This is a genomic window from Paenibacillus sp. FSL L8-0470, assembly GCF_038008625.1.
Lineage (GTDB): Bacteria > Bacillota > Bacilli > Paenibacillales > Paenibacillaceae > Paenibacillus_AQ.
Genome location: NZ_JBBOZM010000001.1, coordinates 6,859,522 through 6,882,059 on the forward strand (window position 1 = coordinate 6,859,522; position 22,538 = coordinate 6,882,059).

At 53.3% G+C, this 22,538-nt stretch carries 19 protein-coding genes; 12 read left to right on the forward strand and 7 right to left on the reverse strand.

What is annotated here, in order from left to right:
• Nucleotides 1-121: 121 nt before the first annotated feature.
• Complete coding sequence (locus tag NST99_RS31300) at nucleotides 122-799, reverse strand: TorD/DmsD family molecular chaperone (protein WP_341096858.1); 678 nt, start codon at nucleotides 797-799, stop codon at nucleotides 122-124.
• 326 nt (nucleotides 800-1,125) lie between these two features.
• On the opposite strand from NST99_RS31300, the gene moaA reads away from it, so the two are divergent.
• Complete coding sequence (gene moaA / locus NST99_RS31305) at nucleotides 1,126-2,127, forward strand: GTP 3',8-cyclase MoaA (RefSeq protein WP_341096860.1); 1,002 nt, start codon at nucleotides 1,126-1,128, stop codon at nucleotides 2,125-2,127.
• A 92-nt stretch (nucleotides 2,128-2,219) separates the two neighbouring features.
• On the opposite strand, the gene NST99_RS31310 is transcribed toward moaA, so the two are convergent.
• The gene (locus NST99_RS31310; protein ID WP_341096861.1) at nucleotides 2,220-2,831 is read right to left on the reverse strand and encodes a LysE/ArgO family amino acid transporter; all 612 of its coding nucleotides are present in this window, start codon (nucleotides 2,829-2,831) and stop codon (nucleotides 2,220-2,222) included.
• A gap of 227 nt (nucleotides 2,832-3,058) precedes the next feature.
• Between NST99_RS31310 and NST99_RS31315 the strand changes: the two genes are divergently transcribed.
• From NST99_RS31315 to NST99_RS31325, 3 genes are all read left to right on the forward strand, one after another.
• On the forward strand, nucleotides 3,059-4,639 hold the full coding sequence (locus NST99_RS31315) for an aminotransferase-like domain-containing protein (protein ID WP_341096862.1): 1,581 nt from the start codon (nucleotides 3,059-3,061) through the stop codon (nucleotides 4,637-4,639).
• 63 nt (nucleotides 4,640-4,702) lie between these two features.
• A complete protein-coding gene (locus NST99_RS31320) occupies nucleotides 4,703-5,311 on the forward strand; it encodes a TetR family transcriptional regulator (RefSeq protein WP_341096864.1) in 609 nt (202 codons plus the stop codon).
• A 169-nt stretch (nucleotides 5,312-5,480) separates the two neighbouring features.
• Complete coding sequence (locus NST99_RS31325) at nucleotides 5,481-6,224, forward strand: SDR family oxidoreductase (RefSeq protein WP_341096866.1); 744 nt, start codon at nucleotides 5,481-5,483, stop codon at nucleotides 6,222-6,224.
• Here the strand turns inward: NST99_RS31325 and NST99_RS31330 are convergent.
• From NST99_RS31330 to mobA, 4 genes are all read right to left on the reverse strand, one after another.
• Nucleotides 6,217-7,275, reverse strand: coding sequence for a sensor histidine kinase (locus NST99_RS31330; RefSeq protein ID WP_341096867.1), 1,059 nt, complete (start codon nucleotides 7,273-7,275; stop codon nucleotides 6,217-6,219). The genes NST99_RS31325 and NST99_RS31330 overlap by 8 nt on opposite strands.
• A complete protein-coding gene (locus tag NST99_RS31335; protein ID WP_341096869.1) occupies nucleotides 7,272-7,952 on the reverse strand; it encodes a response regulator transcription factor in 681 nt (226 codons plus the stop codon). The genes NST99_RS31330 and NST99_RS31335 overlap by 4 nt, the downstream gene beginning before the upstream one ends.
• A complete protein-coding gene (locus tag NST99_RS31340) occupies nucleotides 7,882-9,747 on the reverse strand; it encodes an ABC transporter ATP-binding protein (protein ID WP_341096872.1) in 1,866 nt (621 codons plus the stop codon). Before NST99_RS31340 ends, NST99_RS31335 begins: the two co-directional genes overlap by 71 nt.
• Nucleotides 9,748-9,863: 116 nt before the next feature.
• Nucleotides 9,864-10,517 carry a molybdenum cofactor guanylyltransferase gene (gene mobA, locus NST99_RS31345; RefSeq protein WP_341096874.1) on the reverse strand — a complete coding sequence of 218 codons (654 nt, stop codon included), beginning with the start codon at nucleotides 10,515-10,517 and terminating at the stop codon, nucleotides 9,864-9,866.
• Nucleotides 10,518-10,833: 316 nt separating this feature from the next.
• On the opposite strand from mobA, the gene NST99_RS31350 reads away from it, so the two are divergent.
• From NST99_RS31350 to NST99_RS31380, 7 genes are all read left to right on the forward strand, one after another.
• Nucleotides 10,834-12,630 carry a sensor histidine kinase gene (locus NST99_RS31350; protein ID WP_341096876.1) on the forward strand — a complete coding sequence of 599 codons (1,797 nt, stop codon included), beginning with the start codon at nucleotides 10,834-10,836 and terminating at the stop codon, nucleotides 12,628-12,630.
• Nucleotides 12,630-13,895: a response regulator gene (locus NST99_RS31355; protein WP_076109680.1), complete on the forward strand. Its 1,266-nt coding sequence runs from the start codon at nucleotides 12,630-12,632 to the stop codon at nucleotides 13,893-13,895. The genes NST99_RS31350 and NST99_RS31355 overlap by 1 nt, the downstream gene beginning before the upstream one ends.
• Nucleotides 13,896-14,007: 112 nt before the next feature.
• The gene (locus NST99_RS31360; RefSeq protein WP_341096877.1) at nucleotides 14,008-14,952 is read left to right on the forward strand and encodes a carbohydrate ABC transporter permease; all 945 of its coding nucleotides are present in this window, start codon (nucleotides 14,008-14,010) and stop codon (nucleotides 14,950-14,952) included.
• Nucleotides 14,945-15,784 (forward strand): carbohydrate ABC transporter permease, encoded by an 840-nt coding sequence (locus tag NST99_RS31365; RefSeq protein ID WP_038597501.1) that lies wholly within the window; start codon nucleotides 14,945-14,947, stop codon nucleotides 15,782-15,784. The genes NST99_RS31360 and NST99_RS31365 overlap by 8 nt, the downstream gene beginning before the upstream one ends.
• Nucleotides 15,785-15,881: 97 nt before the next feature.
• The gene (locus NST99_RS31370) at nucleotides 15,882-17,231 is read left to right on the forward strand and encodes an ABC transporter substrate-binding protein (protein WP_341096880.1); all 1,350 of its coding nucleotides are present in this window, start codon (nucleotides 15,882-15,884) and stop codon (nucleotides 17,229-17,231) included.
• Nucleotides 17,232-17,258: 27 nt separating this feature from the next.
• Nucleotides 17,259-18,827 (forward strand): glycoside hydrolase family 43 protein, encoded by a 1,569-nt coding sequence (locus NST99_RS31375; RefSeq protein WP_341096882.1) that lies wholly within the window; start codon nucleotides 17,259-17,261, stop codon nucleotides 18,825-18,827.
• A 202-nt stretch (nucleotides 18,828-19,029) separates the two neighbouring features.
• Entirely contained in the window at nucleotides 19,030-20,250 is a 1,221-nt protein-coding gene (locus NST99_RS31380) for an MFS transporter (protein WP_341096885.1), read from the forward strand.
• A gap of 117 nt (nucleotides 20,251-20,367) precedes the next feature.
• Here NST99_RS31380 and NST99_RS31385 read toward each other — a convergent pair whose 3' ends face one another.
• On the reverse strand, nucleotides 20,368-22,074 hold the full coding sequence (locus tag NST99_RS31385) for a glutamine--tRNA ligase/YqeY domain fusion protein (RefSeq protein ID WP_341096887.1): 1,707 nt from the start codon (nucleotides 22,072-22,074) through the stop codon (nucleotides 20,368-20,370).
• A 204-nt stretch (nucleotides 22,075-22,278) separates the two neighbouring features.
• On the opposite strand from NST99_RS31385, the gene NST99_RS31390 reads away from it, so the two are divergent.
• On the forward strand, nucleotides 22,279-22,524 hold the full coding sequence (locus tag NST99_RS31390) for a DUF2164 domain-containing protein (RefSeq protein ID WP_038597516.1): 246 nt from the start codon (nucleotides 22,279-22,281) through the stop codon (nucleotides 22,522-22,524).
• Nucleotides 22,525-22,538: the final 14 nt, after the last annotated feature.

Below are 22,538 nucleotides of genomic sequence, written 5' to 3' on the forward strand. Positions count from 1 at the left end.
TAACCAAAAGTTCATAAACAAGGCGCCTTTCCACAATTTGGAGAGGCGCCTTTTGTTTGTGCTTAATATGAAAGCATACATAGTCTATAGATAGCGGCCGGTTACCGTTACTTGGTCCAGGTTAAACCATGGCTGCCGCGCTGCTCTCCAGCGAAGACTTCCAGGCGCGCAGCATCTGCAGATCCTGCGGCAGAAATTCCTCCAGCATATGGCTCAGCCCCAGATATAAAGGACTGTCTGTAGCTGCATTCAGTCTTTCGCAGAATTGTGGTGTCCATTTCAGTAAGTGCTCTTCCAGGAAGTTCTCCTGGATTTCCAGCAATTCCATGGCGCTTCTCACCGAGAAGCTGTTGTACAGCATCCGTTCATGGAGCACGGCCATGAATTCCAGCTCAATAGCGATATGGTCATCGGCTTCGCCGCCGCATTTCTTGAACACAATCCCCGCCGAAGCGTATACATCGGAGAGCACATTGCAGAATTCTTGCTCACGGCCCAACTGGGCGGCTTCACGCGGCAATTCGTTCATCAGCCGCTTGTATTCGCGGTTCTCCTTCTCGCAGATCAGCGGAAGCTGGGCAGGCTCCTGGCTGCACAGATAACGCTTCAGCTCCCTTCCGCCCTCCGTCATTTCCGCCGCTACGCTCATTTGGCGGTTGCGGCTCCACTGGGCAACCAGCGAAAGCGTTGGTTTTCTCCCGTAAAAATCAACTAAAATCTGATATATTAATCCCCGGCTCTCCAGCCAGCGGCTAAATGCCTCCGGCACGACAAGTGATGGAACTGTTGTTATCGTCATTTTGCAAATCCTCCCTACTTGGTTTGACCGGATGCTGCACCCGCCGTTATTGCCGCGTGCATGCCCCGGTATCATAGCTGTGAGCTGCGCAAAAGTGAACATAGAATAGAGATGAATCTTTCACACTTAAATTATATAGAAATTGTAAAGCGCTTTCAGTGAGCATTTTATGACCATTCCCCGTAATTGTCGTACTATTGTCAAATTTAGACTTTGCCATTCCTCTTTTGTCCCCTATTAAAAGCTAACAATGCACGGTACCATTGACGGCAGCGGAAGCAATCTTTAAAATTTAAATAAGATACACAAATGAAGGGAGCAACGATATGGAACCGCTGACGGACCCTTTTGGACGTTTACATGACTATATCCGCATTTCGGTTACAGACCGCTGCAACCTGCGCTGCATTTATTGTATGCCGGCGGAAGGAATGCAATTCCAACCGCAGGAAGAGATTATGAGCTATGAAGAAATTACTGCTGTGGTGGAGGCGCTGGCGCCCCTGGGACTGAGCAAAGTCCGGCTGACCGGGGGAGAACCGCTGGTCCGTAAGGATTTAGAGAAGCTTGTATCCATGATTTCCGCTATACCGGGTATTAAAGATATATCATTAACCACGAACGGTCTCATGCTGCCGGCTAAAGCCGCCCTGCTGAAGCAGGCTGGCTTGTCACGGGTGAACATCAGCCTCGATTCGCTCAAACAGGAGCGCTTTGCGATGATTACCCGCGGCGGAGATGTTGCCAAGGTGCTGAAAGGCATAGAAGCCGCTGAAGCGGCAGGGCTCTCCCCGATCAAGCTGAATGTTGTGCTGATGAAAGGCATCAATGATGATGAAATTAAGGATTTCATCTCGCTGACCCTGCACAGCCCGCTGAATGTGCGGTTCATCGAATATATGCCGATCGGCAGCGCAAGCGATTCCTGGCGCCAGACTTATTTGCCGCTGGAAACGGTCGTCGAAGCCTGTACCGAAGCAGGCTGGGCAACTGAGGAAGCAGAGATGCCCTCGGGTAACGGCCCTTCGCAGAACCGGCGGGTGGTCGGAGCGCAGGGAACCTTCGGGCTGATCCACCCGGTCAGCGAGCATTTCTGCGATAACTGCAACCGGCTGCGGCTCACTGCGGACGGTCATATCAAAGCCTGCCTGTATTGGGCGGATGAGTACAACGTACGGCCTCTGACCGCTGATCCGGCGGCGGTGCAAGCCCTGTTCCGCCAGGCGCTCGGCAACAAGCCGCATAACCATGAGATGGCGCTGGCGCTGGAGAAAAAGGCGCAGAGCCATACTCCGACGGTTCGCCGCATGTCGCAAATCGGCGGCTAGCCTTTATGATTGCAAGTCAAAACGGATACCCTGCTGCCAGCAGCAGGGTATCCGTTTTTTCGGGAAAACAACTTACGGCAGCAGATTTGGAGCTAAAAGCTTACCCACAATTGAAAGCCCATATAGAGGGCAATTCCCCAGATCAGCACCGCCGAAGCCTTGTTCATCAGCCTGACCGCCTTGCCGGAGGAGTCGGCTTTCCCGAGCATTCTCCCTGCTGCCGCCAGTCCGATGAACCATACCCAGGATACCCCTGCAGCAGCTGCCGCGAACACCCAGCGTTCACTTCCGGCATATTGCAGTGCATTGGTGCCGATAACACCTACCGTGTCCATCAGAGCATGCGGATTCAGCAGGGACACCGACAAGGCATAACCCACCTGCCCTTTCAGCGATAGCCGTTTTGCTTCTCCTTTTGCCGGAGCGGCGGCCCATATTTTCCAGCCCATAAAACAAAGAAATAAGGTGCCCGCCCCCAAGACGGCCGGCGTCAGCCAATCCAGTGAGAGCAGAACCAGCGACACCCCGCCGACAGCAGCAGCAATAAGCAGACTATCGCACAGGGCAGCCGTCAGAATAACGGGCAGGGCACCGTGAAACTGCGGATGCAGCGCCCCTTGGTTAAAGACGAATATATTTTGTACCCCCAGCGGTAAAATAAGCCCAAAAGCCAATATTATTCCATGCACTATTGCATCCGTCATCATCCGGCTCCTTCCAGCCTGCCGTCTATTGCAAATCAACCTATGGCAACAACATACACGTCCGTCGCTGCACTATTGATCCTACTCCCCCTAACGGCTCAGGTAACCCTCCAAATCCTAAGGATACTACCCAACCAAATATAGTAGCCGGACGAAGCGTGATATACTCCAAGTAACAAAACACTTGTTCCAACAGCATTTACACCCTATATAAAGGAGCTAGTCCTTTGACGTGCCAACGCCAATCAGTTCATCCACTTACAGCCTCACCCTCGGCAGTTCCTCCAGTTCCATCCGCTTCCCTTGATGATTCTGCAAGCATAAGCGGCCATTGGAAGCCGGACCCCTCTTCACCGCTGCCGCTGCACAGACAAATCTCAGCCTATTTCATCAGCAAAATCTCCAGCGGCGCCTGGCCTCCCGGCATGCGGCTGATCCCGCAGCGCGAGCTATGCCGTCAGCTTGGCGTCAACCGCAGCACGGTTGTCACCGCACTCGGGCAGCTCGCTGCACTCGGCCTGATCGAAGGCAGTCGGGGCGGAGGAACCCGGGTTGCCGCTTCAAGCAGGGCTGGAGCCTCCGGGCCGGATGCAGCGGCCCGCTCCACTGGAGCTGCGGGCCAGCTTGGCGGCAACTGGAATGACTACGTGGAGGAAGGCATCCACTACCCTAACCTGCCTGCGGTACAAGCCATCAACAGGCTTGAATATGAAGCGGGGCTGATCCGTCTCGGTACTGGTGAGCCTGCGCCCGGGCTGCTGCCCGGCGAGTCGATGCGGCAGGTGCTGCTCGGGCTGGCACAGAACCTGCTTCCGCCGCTCTCCTACGAGGAGCCGCTTGGCAGCCTTAGTCTTCGCAGAGCGGTCAGCCATGAGCTGTCGAAGAACGGAATAGCGGCCGATCCGTCTTCCATCCTCATTACCTCGGGCGCACTGCAGGGTCTGCAGCTCATTGCGCTGGGCCTGCTGCCGCGCGGCTCGACGGTGCTGCTGGAGAAGCCCTCCTACCTGTATTCCATCCACGCCTTCCAGTCGGCGGGAGTGAAATTCAGCGGCCTGCCGATGGACAAAGACGGCCTCTTAACAGATCAGCTGGCAGCCGCAGCCATCCGGAGCAAGGCGGCCATGCTCTACACCATCCCCAGCTTCCATAATCCCACCGGAATTCTGATGGGTGCGGGACGACGGGACGCCTTAATGGACATTGCAGGCGGACTTGGACTGCCCATTCTCGAGGATGGCGCTTATCAGGATCTATGGCTGGATGGCCGCCCGCCCAACCCCCTGAAAGCCCGGGACCGCGAGGGAAGAGTGCTCCACCTGGGCACGCTGTCAAAGGCGGCAAGCCCAGGCCTGCGCATCGGCTGGATTGTCGGCCCAGAGCCGGTAGTCCGCCGGCTGGCCGATATCAAGATGCAGACCGATTACGGCGCAAGCTCCCTGTCGCAGCTCGCCGCCGCGCGCTGGCTGGAAGGCGGTTATCATGCGCAGCATCTCGTCTTGCTGCGCGGAAAATTGCGGCGGCGGCGCGATTTCATGCTGCAGCTGCTAGATATCCATTTTGCCGGGCTGGCTTCCTGGAGCATTCCGGCCGGAGGTTTCTACATCTGGCTCTCCCTGAACGGAGCTCTTTCGCTGCGCCGGCTCTTCAAGGCTGCACTACAGGCCGGAGTACTCCTAAATACAGGGGATCTGTATGACCGCAGCGACAGCAGACATCTCCGCCTGTCCTTCGCCTATGCCTCTGAGGATGAGATGGAGCATGGAATAGCCGCCTTGGCAAATATCATAAATAATCAAATGACATAAATTTAAATTTGTCATTTGTCATCCACCATGTTAAGCTGTACCTACCGAAGGGAGAATCCACCCGTGAACAAACCAAGCGCTTTTTTAAGCAAGACGGAAATATTGGACGCCGCTGAACAGACCTTGCGCAGGTTCGGGCCCGACAAAACCTCAGTGACGGACGTAGCCAAGCTGCTGGGCGTCAGCCATGGTACCTTGTACCGGCATTTTCCCAGCAAAGCGGCATTGCGGGAGGCTGTAACGGAAAGATGGCTGGACGAGTTGATTCTTGGCCCTCTGACAGAGATCGCGGCAGCTGCGGCAGCCGGAAATGCTCTGGAGCAGCTAAGGAAATATATCGCAAAGCTGATCGAGCTTAAACATCACTACGCCGAGCAGGACAGCGAAATGTTCAAGATGTATGCATCTGTTACGGAAGAAGCCTCCGAGCTCATTGACACCCATATTCAGCGGATTATCAGCCAGATGGGCAGTGTAATCGACAAAGGCGTTCAGGAAGGCACAATTACGCCAATCGCCGGTACGGAGACGATTGCCCGTTCACTTTTTTACGCGACGGCCCGGTTCCACCATCCCTCCCATGCCTATGAATGGCATAGCGGAAGCATCGGACAGGAATTCGCACAGCTCTGGGCAATACTTGCCAGAGGCCTCGCGGCTGTCACCAGTTAAACCCGCTATCTTATACAAAACTAAGCGAATGCTACCGAAGCCAGTTTTGTCCGAAGCAGATTCTTATGATGTGATGCTAACAAAACTAAGTAAATGCTTCCGATGTCAGTTTTATCCGAAGCAAATTCTCATGATGTGATGCTAACAAAACTTTGAGGAGGAACAATTCATGAATCAAAACCTGGAGGGTAAGGTAGCTATCATTACGGGGTCCTCTAGAGGGATCGGACGGAGCGTTGCGGAGAGACTGGCGGAGCAAGGGGCCGCTGTAATCATTAACTATTCCAGCAGTCCTAAACAAGCTGAGGCTGTGGTGCAGGGTATTCAGGGGAAAGGCGGAAAGGCAGCCGCCCTTCAGGCCGACATCAGCAAACCCGCGCAGATTGAGCAGTTGTTCAAGGATACCAAGGAGCTGTTCGGCAGGATTGATATCGTGGTCAACAACGCCGGAATTATGATAAACAGCCTCATTGGCACAGCTACCGAGGAGGAATTCGACAAGCAGTTTGCCATCAATGTCAAAGGGACCTACTTCTCCTGCCAGCAGGCCTTCTTCCATCTGGAAGAGGGCGGCCGGGTCATTAATTTCTCCACCTCGGTCGATGGCCAAATGTTCCCGGCTTACAGTATCTATGCCGGAACGAAAGGTGCAGTAGAACAATTCACCCGCCAGCTCGCCAAGGAATTCGGGGCCAAAGGCATTACGATCAACGCAGTTGCGCCGGGGCCGGTTGCCACGGATTTATTCCTCGAAGGCAAATCCGAGGCACAGCTTGAAGGGCTGAAGAAAGCCAATGCTTTTGGCCGCCTGGGCCAGCCTGAGGATATTGCCGGAGCCGTCAGCTTCCTCGCCGGGGAAGAGTCCCAGTGGATTACCGGACAAACGCTGCGCGTAAACGGCGGATTTATTTAAGCCGCAATGGCAGGCTCACCGTACAAGCCGTCCCCTCACCGGGACGGCTTGTTACGTTTATCGTCCCGTTATGCAAATCTACGATTTTCTTCACCAGTGACAATCCCAGTCCGCTCCCGCCTCCGCTGGCGCTTCTTGCTTTATCCGCCTTATAGAATCGTTCAAAGATGCGGGGCAGCTCCTCCTCGGCGATGCCTATGCCGCTGTCCCTGATTTCCACAATGGCTTGACCCTCTGCATGATGCACGCGTATGGTGATAAGCCCGCCCTCAGGGGTAAACTTGATACTGTTATGCAGCAGGTTGGTCCATACCTGGCTCATCAGATCCTGCACAGCGTCCACCGAAATCTCCTCCAGCTCGGCTTCCAACTCGATCTCTTTATCCAGCCACTGCGGCTCCGAGGCCAGAATCATATCTTGAAGCTGTTTGTCCAGCCGGTATGACTTCACTTCAAACGGAAAGCTGCCCGCCTCCAATGCCGACAGCTTCAGCAAATTGTCACTGAGCCCGGAGAGGCGGCTGCCCTCTGCTTCGATGATGTCCAGATAATGTCTCCGGTTGTCTGCACTAAGGCCCTCTTCCCGCAGCGCACGGGCAAACCCGCGAATCGAGGTGAGCGGCGACTGGATCTCATGTGAGACGTTGGAGATGAAATCCTGGCGCATAATCTCCATCCGGCCCAGCTCGCTGGCCATTTCATTAATCCCCTCCACGATTCCGCCAAACTGCCCATAACGCTTGCTGTTTTCCAGCTCCACCTTGAAATTGCCTTTGGAAATTTGCCGCATTGCTGTCAGGATGGGAATATAGAATGCTCTCTCATCCCCCCTGGCATGTCCGATAAGAGCCGTGGTACCGCCCACAACCAAAAGAATAAGAAACTGCAGCGCCATAACAAGCAGCCCCGATCCATAAGGGGACAGAGACCATTCAAAATGTCCCGACAGCAGCTTTACACCGTAATATCCCCCATTCCAGGAAGCATAGAGGGCAGCGATCAATATCCCCATTCCAAGGATTTCTCTCATAATCCTGCCAAGTCTTCTCATCCATTAACCACCTCCAGACGGTAGCCCAGCCCACGGATGGTGCGGATATTGAAGCCATATTTTTCCCGGGGGAAACGTTCGCGCAGACGGCCCACATGCACATCCAGCGTCCGTTCATTGCCCCCAAAATCATAACCCCAGATTTCTTCAATCAGCCTGTCGCGCGTCAATGTCTGCCCGGGATAGCTTGCCAGCTTGAACAGCAGCTCGAATTCCTTCAGCGGCAGCGTGATTTCCCCAAACTCCGAGGAGACTTCATAAGTCTTGCGGTTCATCCGCAAATTTCCGACGTTTACACTCTGTGCGGAGGAAATCTGGTACCGCTTCAGCAACGCTTTAACTCTGGCGATCAGCACCAGCGGTTCAAACGGCTTCACCAGATAATCGTCCGTGCCCAGCTCGAAGCCTTTAACAATTTGTGAGGTTTCCCCTTTGGCTGTCAACATCAGAATGGGAAAATCATAGCTTTTCCGCAGCGCGCGGCACAGCTCCCAGCCATCCATCTTCGGCATCATCACATCGATGATCGCCAGATCCACGCTGTTGTCCTCAAGCAGCCTCAGCGCCTCCACCCCATCGGAAGCGCCGTAGACCTCATCCATCCCCTCAGCTCTCAGAAACAGCTCCACCAATTCGCGGATGTGCGGATCGTCGTCCACTACCAGTATTTTGGCCATATTCTGCTGTAGCCTCCTCTTTACCGCCCTCCAAAAGCTGCGGTGTGTTCATCTGCAGCTGCTGTTCCGCGAATTCCCGGTACAACTCGTGACTGCGCAGCAGCTCTTCGTGCGTTCCTTTGCCGGTGATCCGGCCTTTCTCTATAAAGATAATCTGATCCGCATTCACCACGGTTGCCAGTCTGTGGGCGATCACAATCGTGGTCCGGCCTTGCATAAGGTTCGATAACGCACTCTGCACCACTGCTTCGGACTGGCTGTCGAGACTGGAGGTAGCTTCGTCCAGCATCAGAATCTTCGGATCACGCAGCAGCGCCCTCGCGATGGCAATCCGCTGGCGCTGTCCGCCGGACAGCTTCACGCCCCGTTCCCCCACATCCGTCTGATAGCCGTCCGGAAGCTCACGGATAAAGCCGTCGGCATAGGCCATGGCCGCAGCACGGCGCATCTCCTCCTCGCTGATCTTCCGGTCCAGACCATAGCCGAGATTGTCGGCAATCGTGCCGGAGAGCAGCGGGCTTTCCTGCGAGACATACCCGATCAGCTTGCGCCAGGAACGCAGGGAAAATGCCGACAACGGCTTACCACCCGCCTTGATGACGCCATGCTGCGGTTCATAGAACCGTTCCAGCATTGAGAATAACGTCGTTTTGCCGCCTCCGCTTGGTCCGACAATCGCCGTAACCTGACCCGGCAGCATGGAGAAGCTGACCTTGTCCAGCACCTGTTCACCTGTTTTATAGCCAAAGCTTAAATCCTCTATAGCAATCGGTCCCTGCAATCCATCCGCTTCCTCTGACCCTTCATAAATCTCCTCTTCCGCAGCCAGTGTTTCAATGATCCGTTCCGAGGCACCTTTGGCCTTCTGCACCTGGGTGAAGAATTGGGTCAGCTGGGTGAGCGGCATCACGATCTGGATCAAATACAGAATAAAGGCTACCAATTCACCTGCAGTCAAGGCACCCGAGGACACCTGCATGCCGCCATAGCCGATAATGACGACAAGCAGCATCATGAACACAAACGAGACTAGCGGACTGATCATCGCACTGATTTTGCCCTCCCGGATGCCGAAGGACAGCAGATTCATAATTCCGGTCCGTCCGGCTTCATATTCCCTTTGCTCCGCGCCCGATGATTTCACCAGCCGGATTTCGGACAGCACACCGCTCAGTGTAGCGGTAAAGGACGCTGTTTCATCCTGAGTGCCCTTGGAGATTTTGTACATCTGCCGGCCCAGCGGCACCAGAATGAGTGCGGACAGCGGAAGCACCGTGAACAGCACCAGCGTCATTTTCCAGTTCAGATAGAGCAGTACTGATATCGAACCGACGATAGAGATTACCCCGGTAAATAAACTGGCCAAATGCTCGGAGATCAGCGTCTTGAGAATTCCGGTATCGTTTGTCATCCGGCTGACGCTTTCACCTGTACGGTTATCATTGTAGTAAGCCACCGGCAGCACAAGAAATTTGCGCCACAGCCGGTCGCGCAGTCCCGCGACAATCTTCTGCCCTACATAGTTCAGCAAATAAATGGAGACGCCTCCGGCAATTGTCTGGGCTACAAAAGCTCCAGCAATTCCCGCAATCTGCAGCTTGCTGATGGAGGCCAGCGAGAAGCCGTCCACCAGATTCTTAGTGAACATAGGAATGACCAGGCCCACCAGTGTCGATATCATACTAAGCCCTACCGCCAGAGCAAGCAGCCCGTAGGAGGGTTTCGTCTCATGCAGCAGTTTCAGGAACGGCTTCAAGGCCGCTCCCTGCTTCCGTGAAGATTTGGATTTATTCATAGAACTTCCTCTTTTCTGACGGATAGATCTCGGAGCTGTTCCGCTCCTGTCCGTCTTCCCCTCCACATTAACGCTGCTTTGTAAACTGAAGTTAAACGAAGGAAAAATTAGTGCTCTCAGCAAGGATCCTCGAGCTGTGACAGCAGCTTGACGGCAGCCAAATAATCAGCCGTTGTATTCATATTGTACAAAGGGGAGGGCGTAGGCTGGCTAGGCGTAAAGCCGGATTCTGGAACATATAGAACGTCCAGCTTCTCCAGGCACTCCATGACTTTGAACCTTCCACCGCTCAGTGCTGCTTCCAGCGCCGGAAGTGTCCGCTTATGATACAGCCCGAGCAGGGGCTGCGTCCGGCCGGAGGCGGACACCGGAACAGCGGCAGACGCGCCGAAACCGGCTCTATGCCTCACTGTCTCGGGATACGCTGCCGCATGGCAGCTGAGTATGTACTGCAGAAATAACGCCGAAGCAAACGGCAGATCACAAGCCGCTACCAGATTCCATTCCGTTGGTGAATGGCTGAGCGCCGCATGAAGACCTGCCAGAGGGCCGCAGCCTTGATAATGGTCCGTGATCTGGGGGAGCTGCAAGAAGTCATACTCCCTGCGCTCCAGGGGACCGCAGGCAATGACCGTACTTTCGGCTAGCTTGGCCAACTCGTCCGCCAGCCGGGCAATCACAGGTTCTCCGGCAAGTGTAAGCAGCGCTTTATCGCTGCCCATCCGCCTCGAAGCCCCCCCTGTCAGAATAATTCCCGTGTATTGTATCATGATTTCCTCCCGCTGAAATCTCCTGTTCTCTATGCGTATCGTATCAAACTTTACAGCGCGAAAACAGCAAGTCTGACGGGATATCACTTCAAAATCCTTTGCTGCAGGAAAGAAATGAAATTTATTACGCGGGCGAACTTTTTCAAAATTCGAAAAAATATAGACACTGGTTGATTTTGCGGAGGTCTGTGCTAGACTCTAAATTCAAGGCCTCCTAAGCGCCGGTTCCGGCAGCTGCCTAAGGATAAGCGAGGCTCATTCCATAAATGTTCACGTAAACATTATAGAAATCTTAGCTGCAAAAAGGAGTTATCCCATGAAACGTTACCTCGTAGACAGGCCTATCCAATCGAAGCTGTTAATCTGCTTTTTGCCCATTTTGGTCTTATCCGTCGTACTGACCGGATTCTTCTCTTATCTTTCGTCCAGTCGGCAATTAAAAGAAAACGCTTTCTACGCCCTCGCCGACACCACTCATCAGACAGCCCTGTTCATGAACGACAAATTTCTCACAATTTTCGAACAGCTGGTGCGCCTGGAGGATAATGATGCCCTGCAGAGCATTCTCTCGGGAGAAGGCCAGGCGGCCGACCAGAACCGGTATGACGATCTCATTAAGCTGCACGACCAGCTTGACGATGTATACCATTCCTATTTTCAGATGATCGATTCCATCTTTGTCGCGTTCAATAACGGAAGATCCTTCAATCTGCAGCAGGAATATGTCCCCCGGCAGGTCCATATTGATCTGAACGATTGGCTTAGGCGCTACAATACCTCGCAGAAAGGCTACTATTGGCTGAACAGCCATAAGGATAGGATCTTTGAGACGGTGGAGCAGCGGAGAGTTATGAGCAGCTTCAAAATGATCGGTACCGAACATTCCCCGGCCAGCGGCATTGTCCTTATCAATTTACGCGAAAGCTATTTTCTCGAGATTATGGAGAATGTAAAGATCAGTCCGGGCGGGACACTGATGCTGATCAGCCCGGAGGGTGAGCTGTACTCCAAGACCTTGGATGCCGAATATGAACTCAGCGGGGAAACCATTAACGCACTAAGAAACGGATCACAGGACAGCGGCAGCCTGACAGCCGACAGCAAGGCAGGCCGGAAAATGGCCATCGCCTACAATACCCTGCCGCTCAATCATTGGGTGCTTGCAGCGGTTGTGCCGGAGAAGGATATTCTCGAGGGAGCAACCCGAATTAAATACATCTCCCTGGTTCTGATCCTGTTTATCCTAATTGTGTTCATCGTGGCTGCCGCGGTTGTCGCCCGCAATCTCAGCAACCCGCTCCGCTACCTGTCCAAGCAGGTCAAACGTTTCGAGCGGGGAGACCTCGGCGTCAGCTTTGAGCTGGACCAGCATAATGAAATCGGCGTATTGGCCCGCGGGCTCTCCGGCCTGGTGGCTTCGGTAGCCCAGCTGCTCGAGACAGTGCGCAGTGAGCAGGAGAAGAAACGCCAGATCGAGCTGCAGGCGATGCAGGCCCAGATCCAGCCCCATTTTCTCTACAACACGCTAAGCTCTATCAAACATCTGATTGATATGAATGAGCGGCAGCGCGCTTCCACCATGGTCAGCGCATTGACCTCCTATTTCCGGATCAGCATCAGCAAAGGCCGTGAGATTATTCCGGTCCGTGAGGAGATGGAGCATGTGCGCAGCTATCTGATGATACTCAACATCCGGTACAGCCAGGAATTTGACTTCGAAATTAAAGTCGAAGACGAGCTGCTTGAGCTTCCCATTCTCAAGCTTACGCTGCAGCCGCTGGTGGAGAATGCCATTTACCATGGAATCAAAAACAAGCACGGCCACGGCTTCCTCTCCATTTCCGGCCGCCGTGAGGGGGATTATGCTGTCTTTGAAGTGTATGACAACGGGCACGGGATCAGCCCGGACAAGCTTTTACAGCTCCGCGCCTCGCTGGAATCAGAGACGGTAGGACATGAAGCCATCACCTACGGGCTGTGGAACGCCCACCGTAGGATTATCCTGCATTTCGGCAGCCGATATGGGTTAAAGCTTGACAGCGAAGAGGGTTTGTACACACAAATAAAGGTGTACCTCCCTTATACAGGCGATACGAAAGGAGAACGATTATAATGCTGAAACTGCTGATTGTGGATGATGATAAATGGATCCGGGAAGGCATACGGGCCAATGTGAAATGGAGTACTGAAGACATTGAGGTGACTGGAACCGCCGCGAACGGAGAAGAGGGCTGGCTGCTTGTTCAGCAGCTCCGTCCGGATATCCTGCTGACCGATATTCAGATGCCCCTGCTGGACGGGCTCCAGCTCGCGGAGATGGTGAACAGGGCGTATCCGCTGACCCGGATTATTTTTCTGACCGGCTATGATGATTTCTCCTATGCCAAGAAAGCTCTCCACCTCCAGGCTTCCGACTACATTCTGAAATACGAGGACAATGATACCATCCTGAAGTCCGTAGCGGCTGCCGGACGCAGTCTGCTGCAGGAGCTGCGGGAATCGGAGAAGGCTCAAAAAAGCCAAACCCTGATTGAAAATAAGTTCTTCTCCGATCTGCTGTCCGGTGTTCCCAGCATCGACTGGGCACGCCGCGAAATGGATCTCCTCGGCATCCGCTGGGAGGGGAACTACTTCCGGGTCGCGGTGATCCAGCCCGAAGATCTGCGGCGCTTCTCCCGGCCCGGCATTGAGGAGAACGCCGAGCTGCTGCTGTTCTCCATCCGCAATATAGGCGTTGAACAGTTCAGCGGCCGGGCCCCAAAGCCTTTTTTCGTCCATTACAACCACAGAATCAATATTCTCTTTAACCTGGAGAAACCGGGCGAGGCGGATCAACCGGACGGTTCCTTTGCCCAATTGCTGGAGGAGATGAGGAATACGATTGAGGCCTGTCTTAAAATTCCGGTAAGCATCGGTGTAGGCAGCGTGTGCGAAGGTTTCGCCCAGATCCCCTACTCTTACAATAAAGCCCTGACGGCTGCGCATATGAAGGATGTTGCCGGCGAACCCGGCCTGTTCTTCTGCGATGAAATGCGCCATTCACAGCATTCGCATCACATGCTGCTGAAGCAAATGGAGCAGTATATTATCAAACATTACGCTGATGAGAAGCTGAGTCTCGCGGCAATTGCCGGTGAAGTTCATATCTCACCATCGTACGTAAGTACTCTCTTCAAAAAATACAGAGAGATCAACGTAATCGAATATATCGCCGGCATCCGGATGGAAAAGGCGGCGGAGCTGCTGAAGCAGACAGATTACAAATCCTATGAAATTAGCGAAAAGGTAGGCTACCCTAATCCTCAATACTTCAGCGTGCTGTTCAAAAAGCACTTCGGCATGTCCCCTTCGGACTACCGTAAGGCTCAGCAGGGTTAAGCGGGCAGCCGCTAACTTATACGCAAACTGTTAAAGAAAACAAACAACCTTTGAAATATATCTTATTCAGCTGATCCGCTATCTGAATTACGATTGTTTTGGAGGTGCAGTTATGGATATTACGCGACAAACCGGGGGCAAGCTTGCCTTATCCAAACCGGGAAAAAGAAAACGCATCAAAGGGGACGGGTGGCTTCCCTATTTGCTTATCGCCCCCACAGTCCTGCTCATTGCGGGCATCCTGATCTTTCCGATATTCCGGGTATTCGACCTGAGTGTTCAAAGCTACGATTTCACCCGTCTGCAGGAAGCAGGCTATATCGGACTGGAGAACTTCCGCCATATCTTCACGGAAGACGATTTATTCTACTCCACACTCGTCACTACGCTAAAATGGGTGTTTTCAGAGGTGGCCCTTCAGCTGGTCTTCGGGCTGATTGTTGCCCTGCTGCTGAACCAGTCCTTCCGGCTGCGCGGCCTGGTCCGCTCGCTGGTGCTGGTTCCCTGGGCCGTATCCGGCGTGCTAACGACCATGCTGTGGTCGCTCATGTTCAACCAGCATATCGGGATCATCAACGATATCCTGATGAAGCTTGGCATCATTGATGAAGCCATCGCCTGGCTGGCTAATCCGAGCACTGTGTTCGGCTCCGTAGTCTTCGCCGAGCTGTGGCGGGGTATTCCGTTCTTTGCGATCACACTGCTCGCCGCACTGCAGACCATTCCGCACGAAGTGTACGAATCCTGTGAGGTGGACGGTGCCGGGCCCCTGAAGAAGCTGTTTCATATCACTCTTCCTTATCTGAAGGAGAGCATTATTTTCGCCACCCTGCTCAGAGCCATCTGGGAATTCAACTCCATCGACATGATCTTTACGATGACGAACGGCGGCCCGATGGATATGACGACAACGCTGCCGATTTATATGATGAAGACCTCGATCCTTGAGGGCAATTACGGATACGGCTCGGCGCTTGGTGTCGTCACCTTCCTGTTCCTGATGCTCTTTGTCATTCTGTACCTGAGACTCAACCGGGGAGGAATGCAGGATGAATAAGACTACCGGCCGCAAAATAGGCAGCAGGCTGCTCTTTTACATTCCGCTGGCCTTAACGCTGATCTTTGTACTCGTTCCTTTTCTATGGGCTATCTCCACCTCTCTAAAAAAAGAAACGGACATTATGAGCTCGACGATTCAATATCTTCCGTCTCCGCTGACCTTCGAGAATTATATCAATGTGTGGAACGATAATAATTTCTCGCAATATTTCCTCAACAGTGTGCTGGTCTCCATCCTGTCGGTGATCGTCATTACACTGCTGTCGGTGATGAACGGTTATGCGATGAGCCGCTTCAAGTTCAAGGGAAAAAGCGCCTTTATGCTGATCCTGCTGGCTACACAGATGATGCCTGTCATCCTGTTTGTAATTCCGCTGTTCCTGATTTTCAAGAACCTCGGGCTAATCAACACGCCTTACTCGCTCGTCCTGTTCTATATTGTGCTGCAGGTCCCGTTCAATACGATATTGATGCGCGGCTTCATTGCCTCCACCCCGAAGGAGATTGACGAAGCGGCCATGGTCGACGGTGCGGGAAGATTCCGCATTATCTTCGCCATCATTGCGCCGATCGTGCTTCCGGGCATCGTGGCAACCAGCGCCTTCGCATTCATCGGCGTCTGGAATGAATTCCTGGTCGCGTTCTCGTTTATCACAACGCCTGACCGCTTCACCATTCCTATCGGGCTGAAATTTATGATCGGCGAATTCAGTGTGCAGTATGCCTCACTGGCAGCGGGAAGCATTATCGGGCTGATTCCTCCTGTGCTGCTGTTCATGTACATCCAGCGTTATTTGGTGGAAGGCCTCGGCGGTGCCGTTAAGGGCTAATCCGGCTCCAGTCATTAAGGACGGGGCCGGGCCGGCTTTTCCCGGAAACGTCCTTAATATATACAACAATATAACTTTCAGGGAGGTCTAAAGATTTATGAAGACAAGAAAATTACGGAGTTCCGTATTGGTAGGCGCCTCGCTTCTGCTGGCATTGACCGGCTGCGGCTCGAACAAGACAACGAACTCCGCCTCATCAGGCGAAGCCAGCAAGAACGGGGATAAGGCTAAGCAGACGACCATCAGCTTCTGGGCAGCTGCGGTGACTACGGAGCGCAATGCTTTTTTCGAGAAAATCATCAAGCAGTTTGAGGAAGAGAACCCGGACATCAAGGTGGATTATCTCGGGGTTCCCGGCGATTTGTCCGCTTACGAGCAAAAGGTAAATGTCGCGATCTCCGCAGAACAGGCACCGGATATCATGAATGATTTCAAGGCCGACCTGCTCGCCAGAGATGTGCTGGAGCCCCTCGATGCCTATTATGACAGCTGGGCCGACAAGGATCTGATTTCCGCTGAGCTGATTGCCAGCAACCGCAAGCTGGATACCAAAGAAGGAAAATTGTATGCGCTACCATACAGCTCCCAGACCTGGAATCTCTGGCTGCGCCCTGACTGGTTCAAAGAAGCAGGCCTTGCGCTCCCCGATACCTGGGATCAATTCTTCGAGGATGTTGCCAAGCTTACCGATAAATCCAAAGACCGCTACGGGCTTAGTATCCGCGGGGGTGCCGGAAGTGCCAATACGCTGGAAATGCTGATGTACTCCTACTCCGGAATTGCCGATTATTTTACGCCTGAAGGAAAAGCAACGATTAATGATCCCCTTCACGCAGAGTTTCTGGAGAAATATTTAGGCGCGTATAATGTCTATACTCCAGAGGATGATCTCAACAAGGGCTGGAGCGAGCTCGCCGCCACCTTCCAATCGGACAAAGCGGCTGTTGTTGTGCATAACCTCGGCTCGGCAAGCTCCCATGAGAAAGCATTCAACGGAGACTATACCAAGTTTGAAGCCGTACCGTTTCCGAAGGGTGTCAACGGCTATCGTGAACATCCCGGCCTCATGCCGCTGGGTCTGACCATGACCAAAACCGCCGAAAACAAAGACGCGGTATGGAAATTCATGACCTTCTACCTGTCCCATGACATCAACAGCCAGTACGCCAAGCTATATGGTGAAATCCCTGCCAATCAGGAGGCGGCCGCCGATGCCTGGATTCAGGACATTCCTTATATGAAATCCGCTTCGGAGCTGCTCAATTCGGCCGACACGCATTTTGCCGGCACTCCGTATTATCTACCGGGCTACAGCAATATCCAGAAAAAGATTGAGCCTATGATTCAAAAGGTGATGGCCAAAAAAATGACCGGAACGGAAATGCTGGACGAATGGGCTAAACTGCTTGAGGCAGAGAAACAGTCCTATGATCAGACTCAAAAATAATACGCCACCGCGAATGGGAGGGCTGGAATGAATACTCATGCTGCTACAGGTTCCGGACGCTGGATTCCCGATCAGGGAGACGGAACTTACAGAAATCCGATCATCTATGCCGATTACTCTGATCCCGATGTTATCCGTGCAGGCGATGATTTCTTTATGACCGCCTCCAGCTTTGCGCATACGCCGGGTCTGCCGATCCTACATTCCCGTGATCTGGTCAACTGGAGCATCGTCAATCATGCGCTGCCGCAGCTGGAGCTTCCCGGCTATGAGCGGGTGCAGCACGGCAAAGGCGTGTGGGCGCCCAGCCTGCGCTTTCATGACGGGCAGTTCTGGATCTTCTACGCAACACCCGACGAAGGCATCTTCATGACCAAGACAGATAACCCGTTTGGTGCCTGGGAACCACCGCATCTGGTGAAGGCCGCCAAAGGCTGGATCGATCCTTGCCCTTTCTGGGATGAAGACGGGCAGGCCTATCTGGTCCATGCCTTTGCCCATAGCCGTTCCGGCCTGAAGCATATTCTGAGCCTCTGCAGGATGTCCCCGGACGGCAGAAGCCTACTGGATGAAGGCCGGATTATCATCGACGGCACAGTAAAGCATCCTACACTGGAAGGTCCGAAGCTGTACAAAAGAAATGGCTATTATTATATCTTTGCCCCCGCCGGCGGAGTGCCCACAGGCTGGCAGGCGGTCTTCCGCTCCACCGCCATCGATGGGCCTTATGAGGATAAAATCGTGCTGCATCAAGGGGATACCCCGGTGAACGGCCCGCATCAGGGAGGATGGGTTGAGCTTGCGTCCGGCGAGTCCTGGTTTATTCATTTCCAGGATAAAGGCGCCCACGGGCGGATCGTCCATTTGCAGCCCATGGAATGGCAGGAGGATTGGCCGCTGATGGGCCGGCTTGCACCCGGGCAGGACATCGGAGAGCCGGTAGAGCTCTGGAGAAAGCCCAATATCCGTGCGGCCGGAGAAATTGCCGTTCCCCAAACTGCAGATGACTTCCGTGGACCGTCGCTCGGCCTGCAATGGCAGTGGCAGGCCAATCCGGCTACCGGCTGGTACAGCCTGAATCCCTGGGGCGGCTTGAGACTGTATGCCGCGGCACTTCCAGAGGGCTGCCGCACTCTTTATGACGCCCCGCAGCTGCTCATGCAGAAGTTCGCCGCTCCCGTTATTTCGGCAGCCGCACAGATTACGCCCAGCTTTGCCACCTCCGAAGAACGGGCGGGCCTTGTGGTCTTGGGACAGCGGGCCTTCTATCTGGCCTTGTCTATGGACCAGGACGGAGCGCTCCGGCTGACCCAGTATGAGAGCAGTGGTGTTACAGAGAACCTCACGGAAGCCGGGGATATTAAAAAGGCTGAGATACTCACCGGTGCAGACAGCCTGCACTTAAGGTTCAGCTTGGGGGAAGATTGCCTTTGCCGGTTCAGCTTCAGCCAGGACGGTTCACAATACACCGATTTCGGTGAGCCGTTCACGATTGCCGAAGGACGGTGGGTCGGAGCCAAAGTTGGCCTGTTCGCAGTCTCCTTTGCCCCGGTCGAGTCCGGGGGCTTTGCGGACTTTGACCATTTCCATATCTAAGTTAAACTCCTTGCCGATATCCCAGGATATCGGCTTTTTTCCACTTAAAAAGCTGACGGGAGCAGAAATTAGACAGCTGGCTGGAAAATCATTCAAAACTTGGTTTGTATCCCTTTTCAACAAGTGTTACAGTGTTAGAAACGGCCTATTTTAAGGCTGAAGCAAGGAATGCAAGACATCTGGCGGGAAAGGAGTGCCCAATTTGCGGGAGTACCTTAATAAGCATCCATCCTTCAGCTCTCTGAAATGGTTCAATTTCTTCGTATATGGAACCGTGGTCCTCTTCACCAGCTTCTTCCCACTATATCTGCAGGATGTAGGGATGAATAAGTTGGAGATCGGGAGCTTAATGTCGGTAGGAGCACTCGTTTCAATTATTGCCAATCCTTTCTGGGGCATATGGAGTGACCGTTATCAGAATATACGGCGGATTGTCCTCGTCATGCTGACGGGAACATTAGTATTGTCTCAGCTTGTATTTCAGGCGCATACATATGAAATGATTTATGTTTCCATCCTTTTCTTCTACTTTTTCCAGGGGCCGCTGTTCGCCCAGAGCAACACGATGATTCTTAGCTATATTGACGGCACGAATCACAAGTTCGGCTCTTTCCGGCTCTGGGGCTCGCTCGGATGGGCGCTGACCGCGATCCTGGCCGGGCCCGTTATTGAGTGGGCCGGCGTATCTATCTTGTCTTATCTCTTTGCTGCACTGCTCTGCGCTGCTATGCTTTCGCTGGTTGCCCTGCCGAGGCTCGATCATTCCATAGGCGTTGCTCCATTGCCGTTCAAGGGCTTCCAAAAAATCTTTTATAATCCGTTTTTTCTATGTTTTATCTTCTTCGGCATTCTGGTCTCCATCCCCAATACGATGAACAACACCTTCGTGTCGCTCTACATTACAGAGCTTGGGGGCAGCAAAACAATGATCGGCCTTGCCGTATTCCTCTCCTCTATCCTGGAGGTGGGAGTGCTGCTGCTGTGCAACCTTTTCCTGAAACGTAGGGTCTCTGTGCTGCTGGGCTGGCTGGCACTCGTAAGCGTCTTATTTGTCCTGCGCTGGTGGCTGATGGCCGGTGCGACAACACCGCTTCAGGTGGCTTTTATTCAAATTCTGCACTGCATTACGTTTGGCGGCTTCTTCTATGTGGGAACGCAGCTGACCATGCTGCTGGTTCCACGCCCCTACCGTTCCTCTGGACAAGCCCTCTACACTCTGACCTGGAGCGGCATTTCCGGCATTCTCGGCGGCGTTCTCGGCGGTTGGCTCTATCAGACCCTCGGGGCCCAGAGCATGTACCAGTCCGGTGTATTCCTCTCGTTCATTGGAACGCTTGGCTTCGGCTTAATGTGGCTGTTCGTCAGCCGCGGTGACTACCTGAACCCGGCGGAGCAGGACGAAGAGCTGGCGGGCCACGAATAATAACCTCATAAGCAGCGGATACACCCCATAGAACATAACACAAAAGCAGGCTTGGACTTCCCGATAAGGAAGCCAAGCCTGCTTTTATGTTAGCCTGCCAGATTACAATGCTATGAATTAGCCCTGCTTAGGCGGCTGGAATGAGCTTTTGAGGGATACCACAAGATTGAACACGAGATGTCCCGGCGCGGAGTATTTGCTGTCCACGTTAAAATAGCCATGGCGGAAGAATTGGAACTTGTCCTGCGGCACGCTGTCCTTCAGACCCGGCTCCACAAAGCCCTGCAGAATCTCAATGGATTGCGGGTTCAGCTGATCAAGGAAACTCGGCTCCGGTTTGTCGGCCACAGGCTCCATTCCTTCGATCTCAGCCTCCGCATCCGCTTCTTCAGCGGAAATCAGCGGCTCATAGAGGCGGAATTCCGCCGGTACCGCCTGGCTGGCATCCACCCAGTGCAGTGTTCCCTTGACCTTGCGGCCGGTAAATCCGCTGCCGCTCTTCGTCTCGGGATCATACGTGCAGTGCAGCTCCACAACCTCGCCGTTCTCATCCTTGATGAACTCGTTGCACTTAATGAAATAGGCGTTCTTCAAGCGCACTTCGTTGCCGGGAAAGAGACGGAAATATTTGTTCGGCGGAATCTCCATGAAGTCATCGCGCTCAATGTAGATTTCACGGGAAAATGGAATCTGCCGGTTGCCCATTTCCGGATTCTCCACATTGTTCTCAATCTCGAAGTATTCGGTCTGACCTTCCGGATAATTGGTAATGACCACCTTCAGCGGCCGCAGTACGGCCATCGTCCGGGGAACGGTCAGCTTCAGGTCCTCACGGATGAAATGCTCCAGCATTTGCAGGTCCACCAGACCCTGGCTTTTGGAAATGCCTGTTTCGTGCACAAAGCTGCGGATCGCTTCCGGAGTGTACCCGCGGCGGCGCAGCCCGGAAATCGTCGGCATACGGGGATCATCCCAGCCGTCCACATGGCCTTCGTCCACCAGCAGTTTCAGCTTGCGCTTACTCGTTACCGTCTGGGCCAGGTTGAGCCGGCCGAATTCATACTGATGCGGCACGGCCGGCATCTCGCATTCTGCGACCACCCAATCATAGAACGGGCGTTGATCTTCAAATTCCAATGAGCAGAGGGAGTGGGTTACACTCTCAATAGCATCTTCCAGCGGATGTGCAAAGGTATACATCGGATAGATGCACCATGCATCGCCGGTGTTATGATGATGCGAGTGGGAAATACGGTAAATGACCGGATCGCGCAGGTTGATATTCGGTGAGGACATGTCAATTTTGGCACGGAGCACCTTTTCGCCGTCCTTGAATTCCCCAGCCCGCATGCGGCGGAACAGATCCAGGTTCTCTTCGATTCCGCGCTCACGGTGCGGGCTGTTCTGCCCCGGCTGGGTCAGCGTACCGCGCAGCTGGCGGATTTCGTCAGCGCTGAGGTCATCGACATAGGCTTTGCCCTTTTGAATAAGCAGTTCTGCCCGCTCGTACATTTCTCCGAAATAATCGGAGGCAAAACGCAGTTCATCCCATTCATAGCCGAGCCACTTTACATCCTCTTGAATGGAATTCACATATTCTGTATCCTCTTTAAGCGGATTGGTGTCGTCAAATCTCAGATTGGTCTTTCCGCCGAATTCATCAGCCAGCGTAAAGTTAATCCAGATCGCCTTGGCATGTCCGATATGTAAGTAACCGTTCGGCTCCGGCGGAAAACGGGTGACGACCTCCTTAACCTTCCCCGAGCTCAGATCTTCAGTAATAACATTCTTAATAAAATTGGAGGGTGTTCCACGGTTCTCCACAGCTATCAACCTCTCGTTCTGTATTGTTCTACTTCCTTGTATGAACATGTTTCCTACTAATATACCCGTTAACCGTAGAATGTTCAATAAAATGGGTGACTCACTCAGCCTTGCCGAATGCTTTGACTTCTCTCCCGGCGATAGAGTAGCATGGAAATTATAAGGCATAATTAACGAATAACTTAACAATGGGGGACTATTCTTATGAAACCGATGAAACTGCCTAAAGAGCAGCGCGACATTATTACAGAGAACATCCGCACTTACTTCGAAGCCGAACGCGGAGAGACCATCGGCCATCTCGCAGCCGACAATTTGCTGGATTTCTTCCTTAAGGAACTGGGACCTGCCCTATACAATGGAGCGTTGAGCGATTGCCGCGCCCTTGTAGGACAGCGGATGCAGTCGCTGGAAGAAGATATTTACGCTCTGGAATGGAAGAAGCGTTAATCAGTACATCCGGC

Excerpts from the sequence above, each read along its gene's own strand:
- NST99_RS31350 (WP_341096876.1), top strand. The coding sequence starts at position 10,834 with ATGAAACGTTACCTCGTAGACAGGCCTATCCAATCGAAGCTGTTAATC.
- NST99_RS31370 (WP_341096880.1), top strand. The coding sequence starts at position 15,882 with ATGAAGACAAGAAAATTACGGAGTTCCGTATTGGTAGGCGCCTCGCTT.
- NST99_RS31330 (WP_341096867.1), bottom strand. The coding sequence starts at position 7,275 with ATGAGAAGACTTGGCAGGATTATGAGAGAAATCCTTGGAATGGGGATA.
- moaA (WP_341096860.1), top strand. The coding sequence starts at position 1,126 with ATGGAACCGCTGACGGACCCTTTTGGACGTTTACATGACTATATCCGC.
- NST99_RS31375 (WP_341096882.1), top strand. The coding sequence starts at position 17,259 with ATGAATACTCATGCTGCTACAGGTTCCGGACGCTGGATTCCCGATCAG.
- NST99_RS31340 (WP_341096872.1), bottom strand. The coding sequence starts at position 9,747 with ATGAATAAATCCAAATCTTCACGGAAGCAGGGAGCGGCCTTGAAGCCG.
- NST99_RS31365 (WP_038597501.1), top strand. The coding sequence starts at position 14,945 with ATGAATAAGACTACCGGCCGCAAAATAGGCAGCAGGCTGCTCTTTTAC.
- NST99_RS31310 (WP_341096861.1), bottom strand. The coding sequence starts at position 2,831 with ATGACGGATGCAATAGTGCATGGAATAATATTGGCTTTTGGGCTTATT.
- NST99_RS31300 (WP_341096858.1), bottom strand. The coding sequence starts at position 799 with ATGACGATAACAACAGTTCCATCACTTGTCGTGCCGGAGGCATTTAGC.
- mobA (WP_341096874.1), bottom strand. The coding sequence starts at position 10,517 with ATGATACAATACACGGGAATTATTCTGACAGGGGGGGCTTCGAGGCGG.
- NST99_RS31325 (WP_341096866.1), top strand. The coding sequence starts at position 5,481 with ATGAATCAAAACCTGGAGGGTAAGGTAGCTATCATTACGGGGTCCTCT.
- NST99_RS31360 (WP_341096877.1), top strand. The coding sequence starts at position 14,008 with ATGGATATTACGCGACAAACCGGGGGCAAGCTTGCCTTATCCAAACCG.
- NST99_RS31390 (WP_038597516.1), top strand. The coding sequence starts at position 22,279 with ATGAAACCGATGAAACTGCCTAAAGAGCAGCGCGACATTATTACAGAG.
- NST99_RS31335 (WP_341096869.1), bottom strand. The coding sequence starts at position 7,952 with ATGGCCAAAATACTGGTAGTGGACGACGATCCGCACATCCGCGAATTG.
- NST99_RS31355 (WP_076109680.1), top strand. The coding sequence starts at position 12,630 with ATGCTGAAACTGCTGATTGTGGATGATGATAAATGGATCCGGGAAGGC.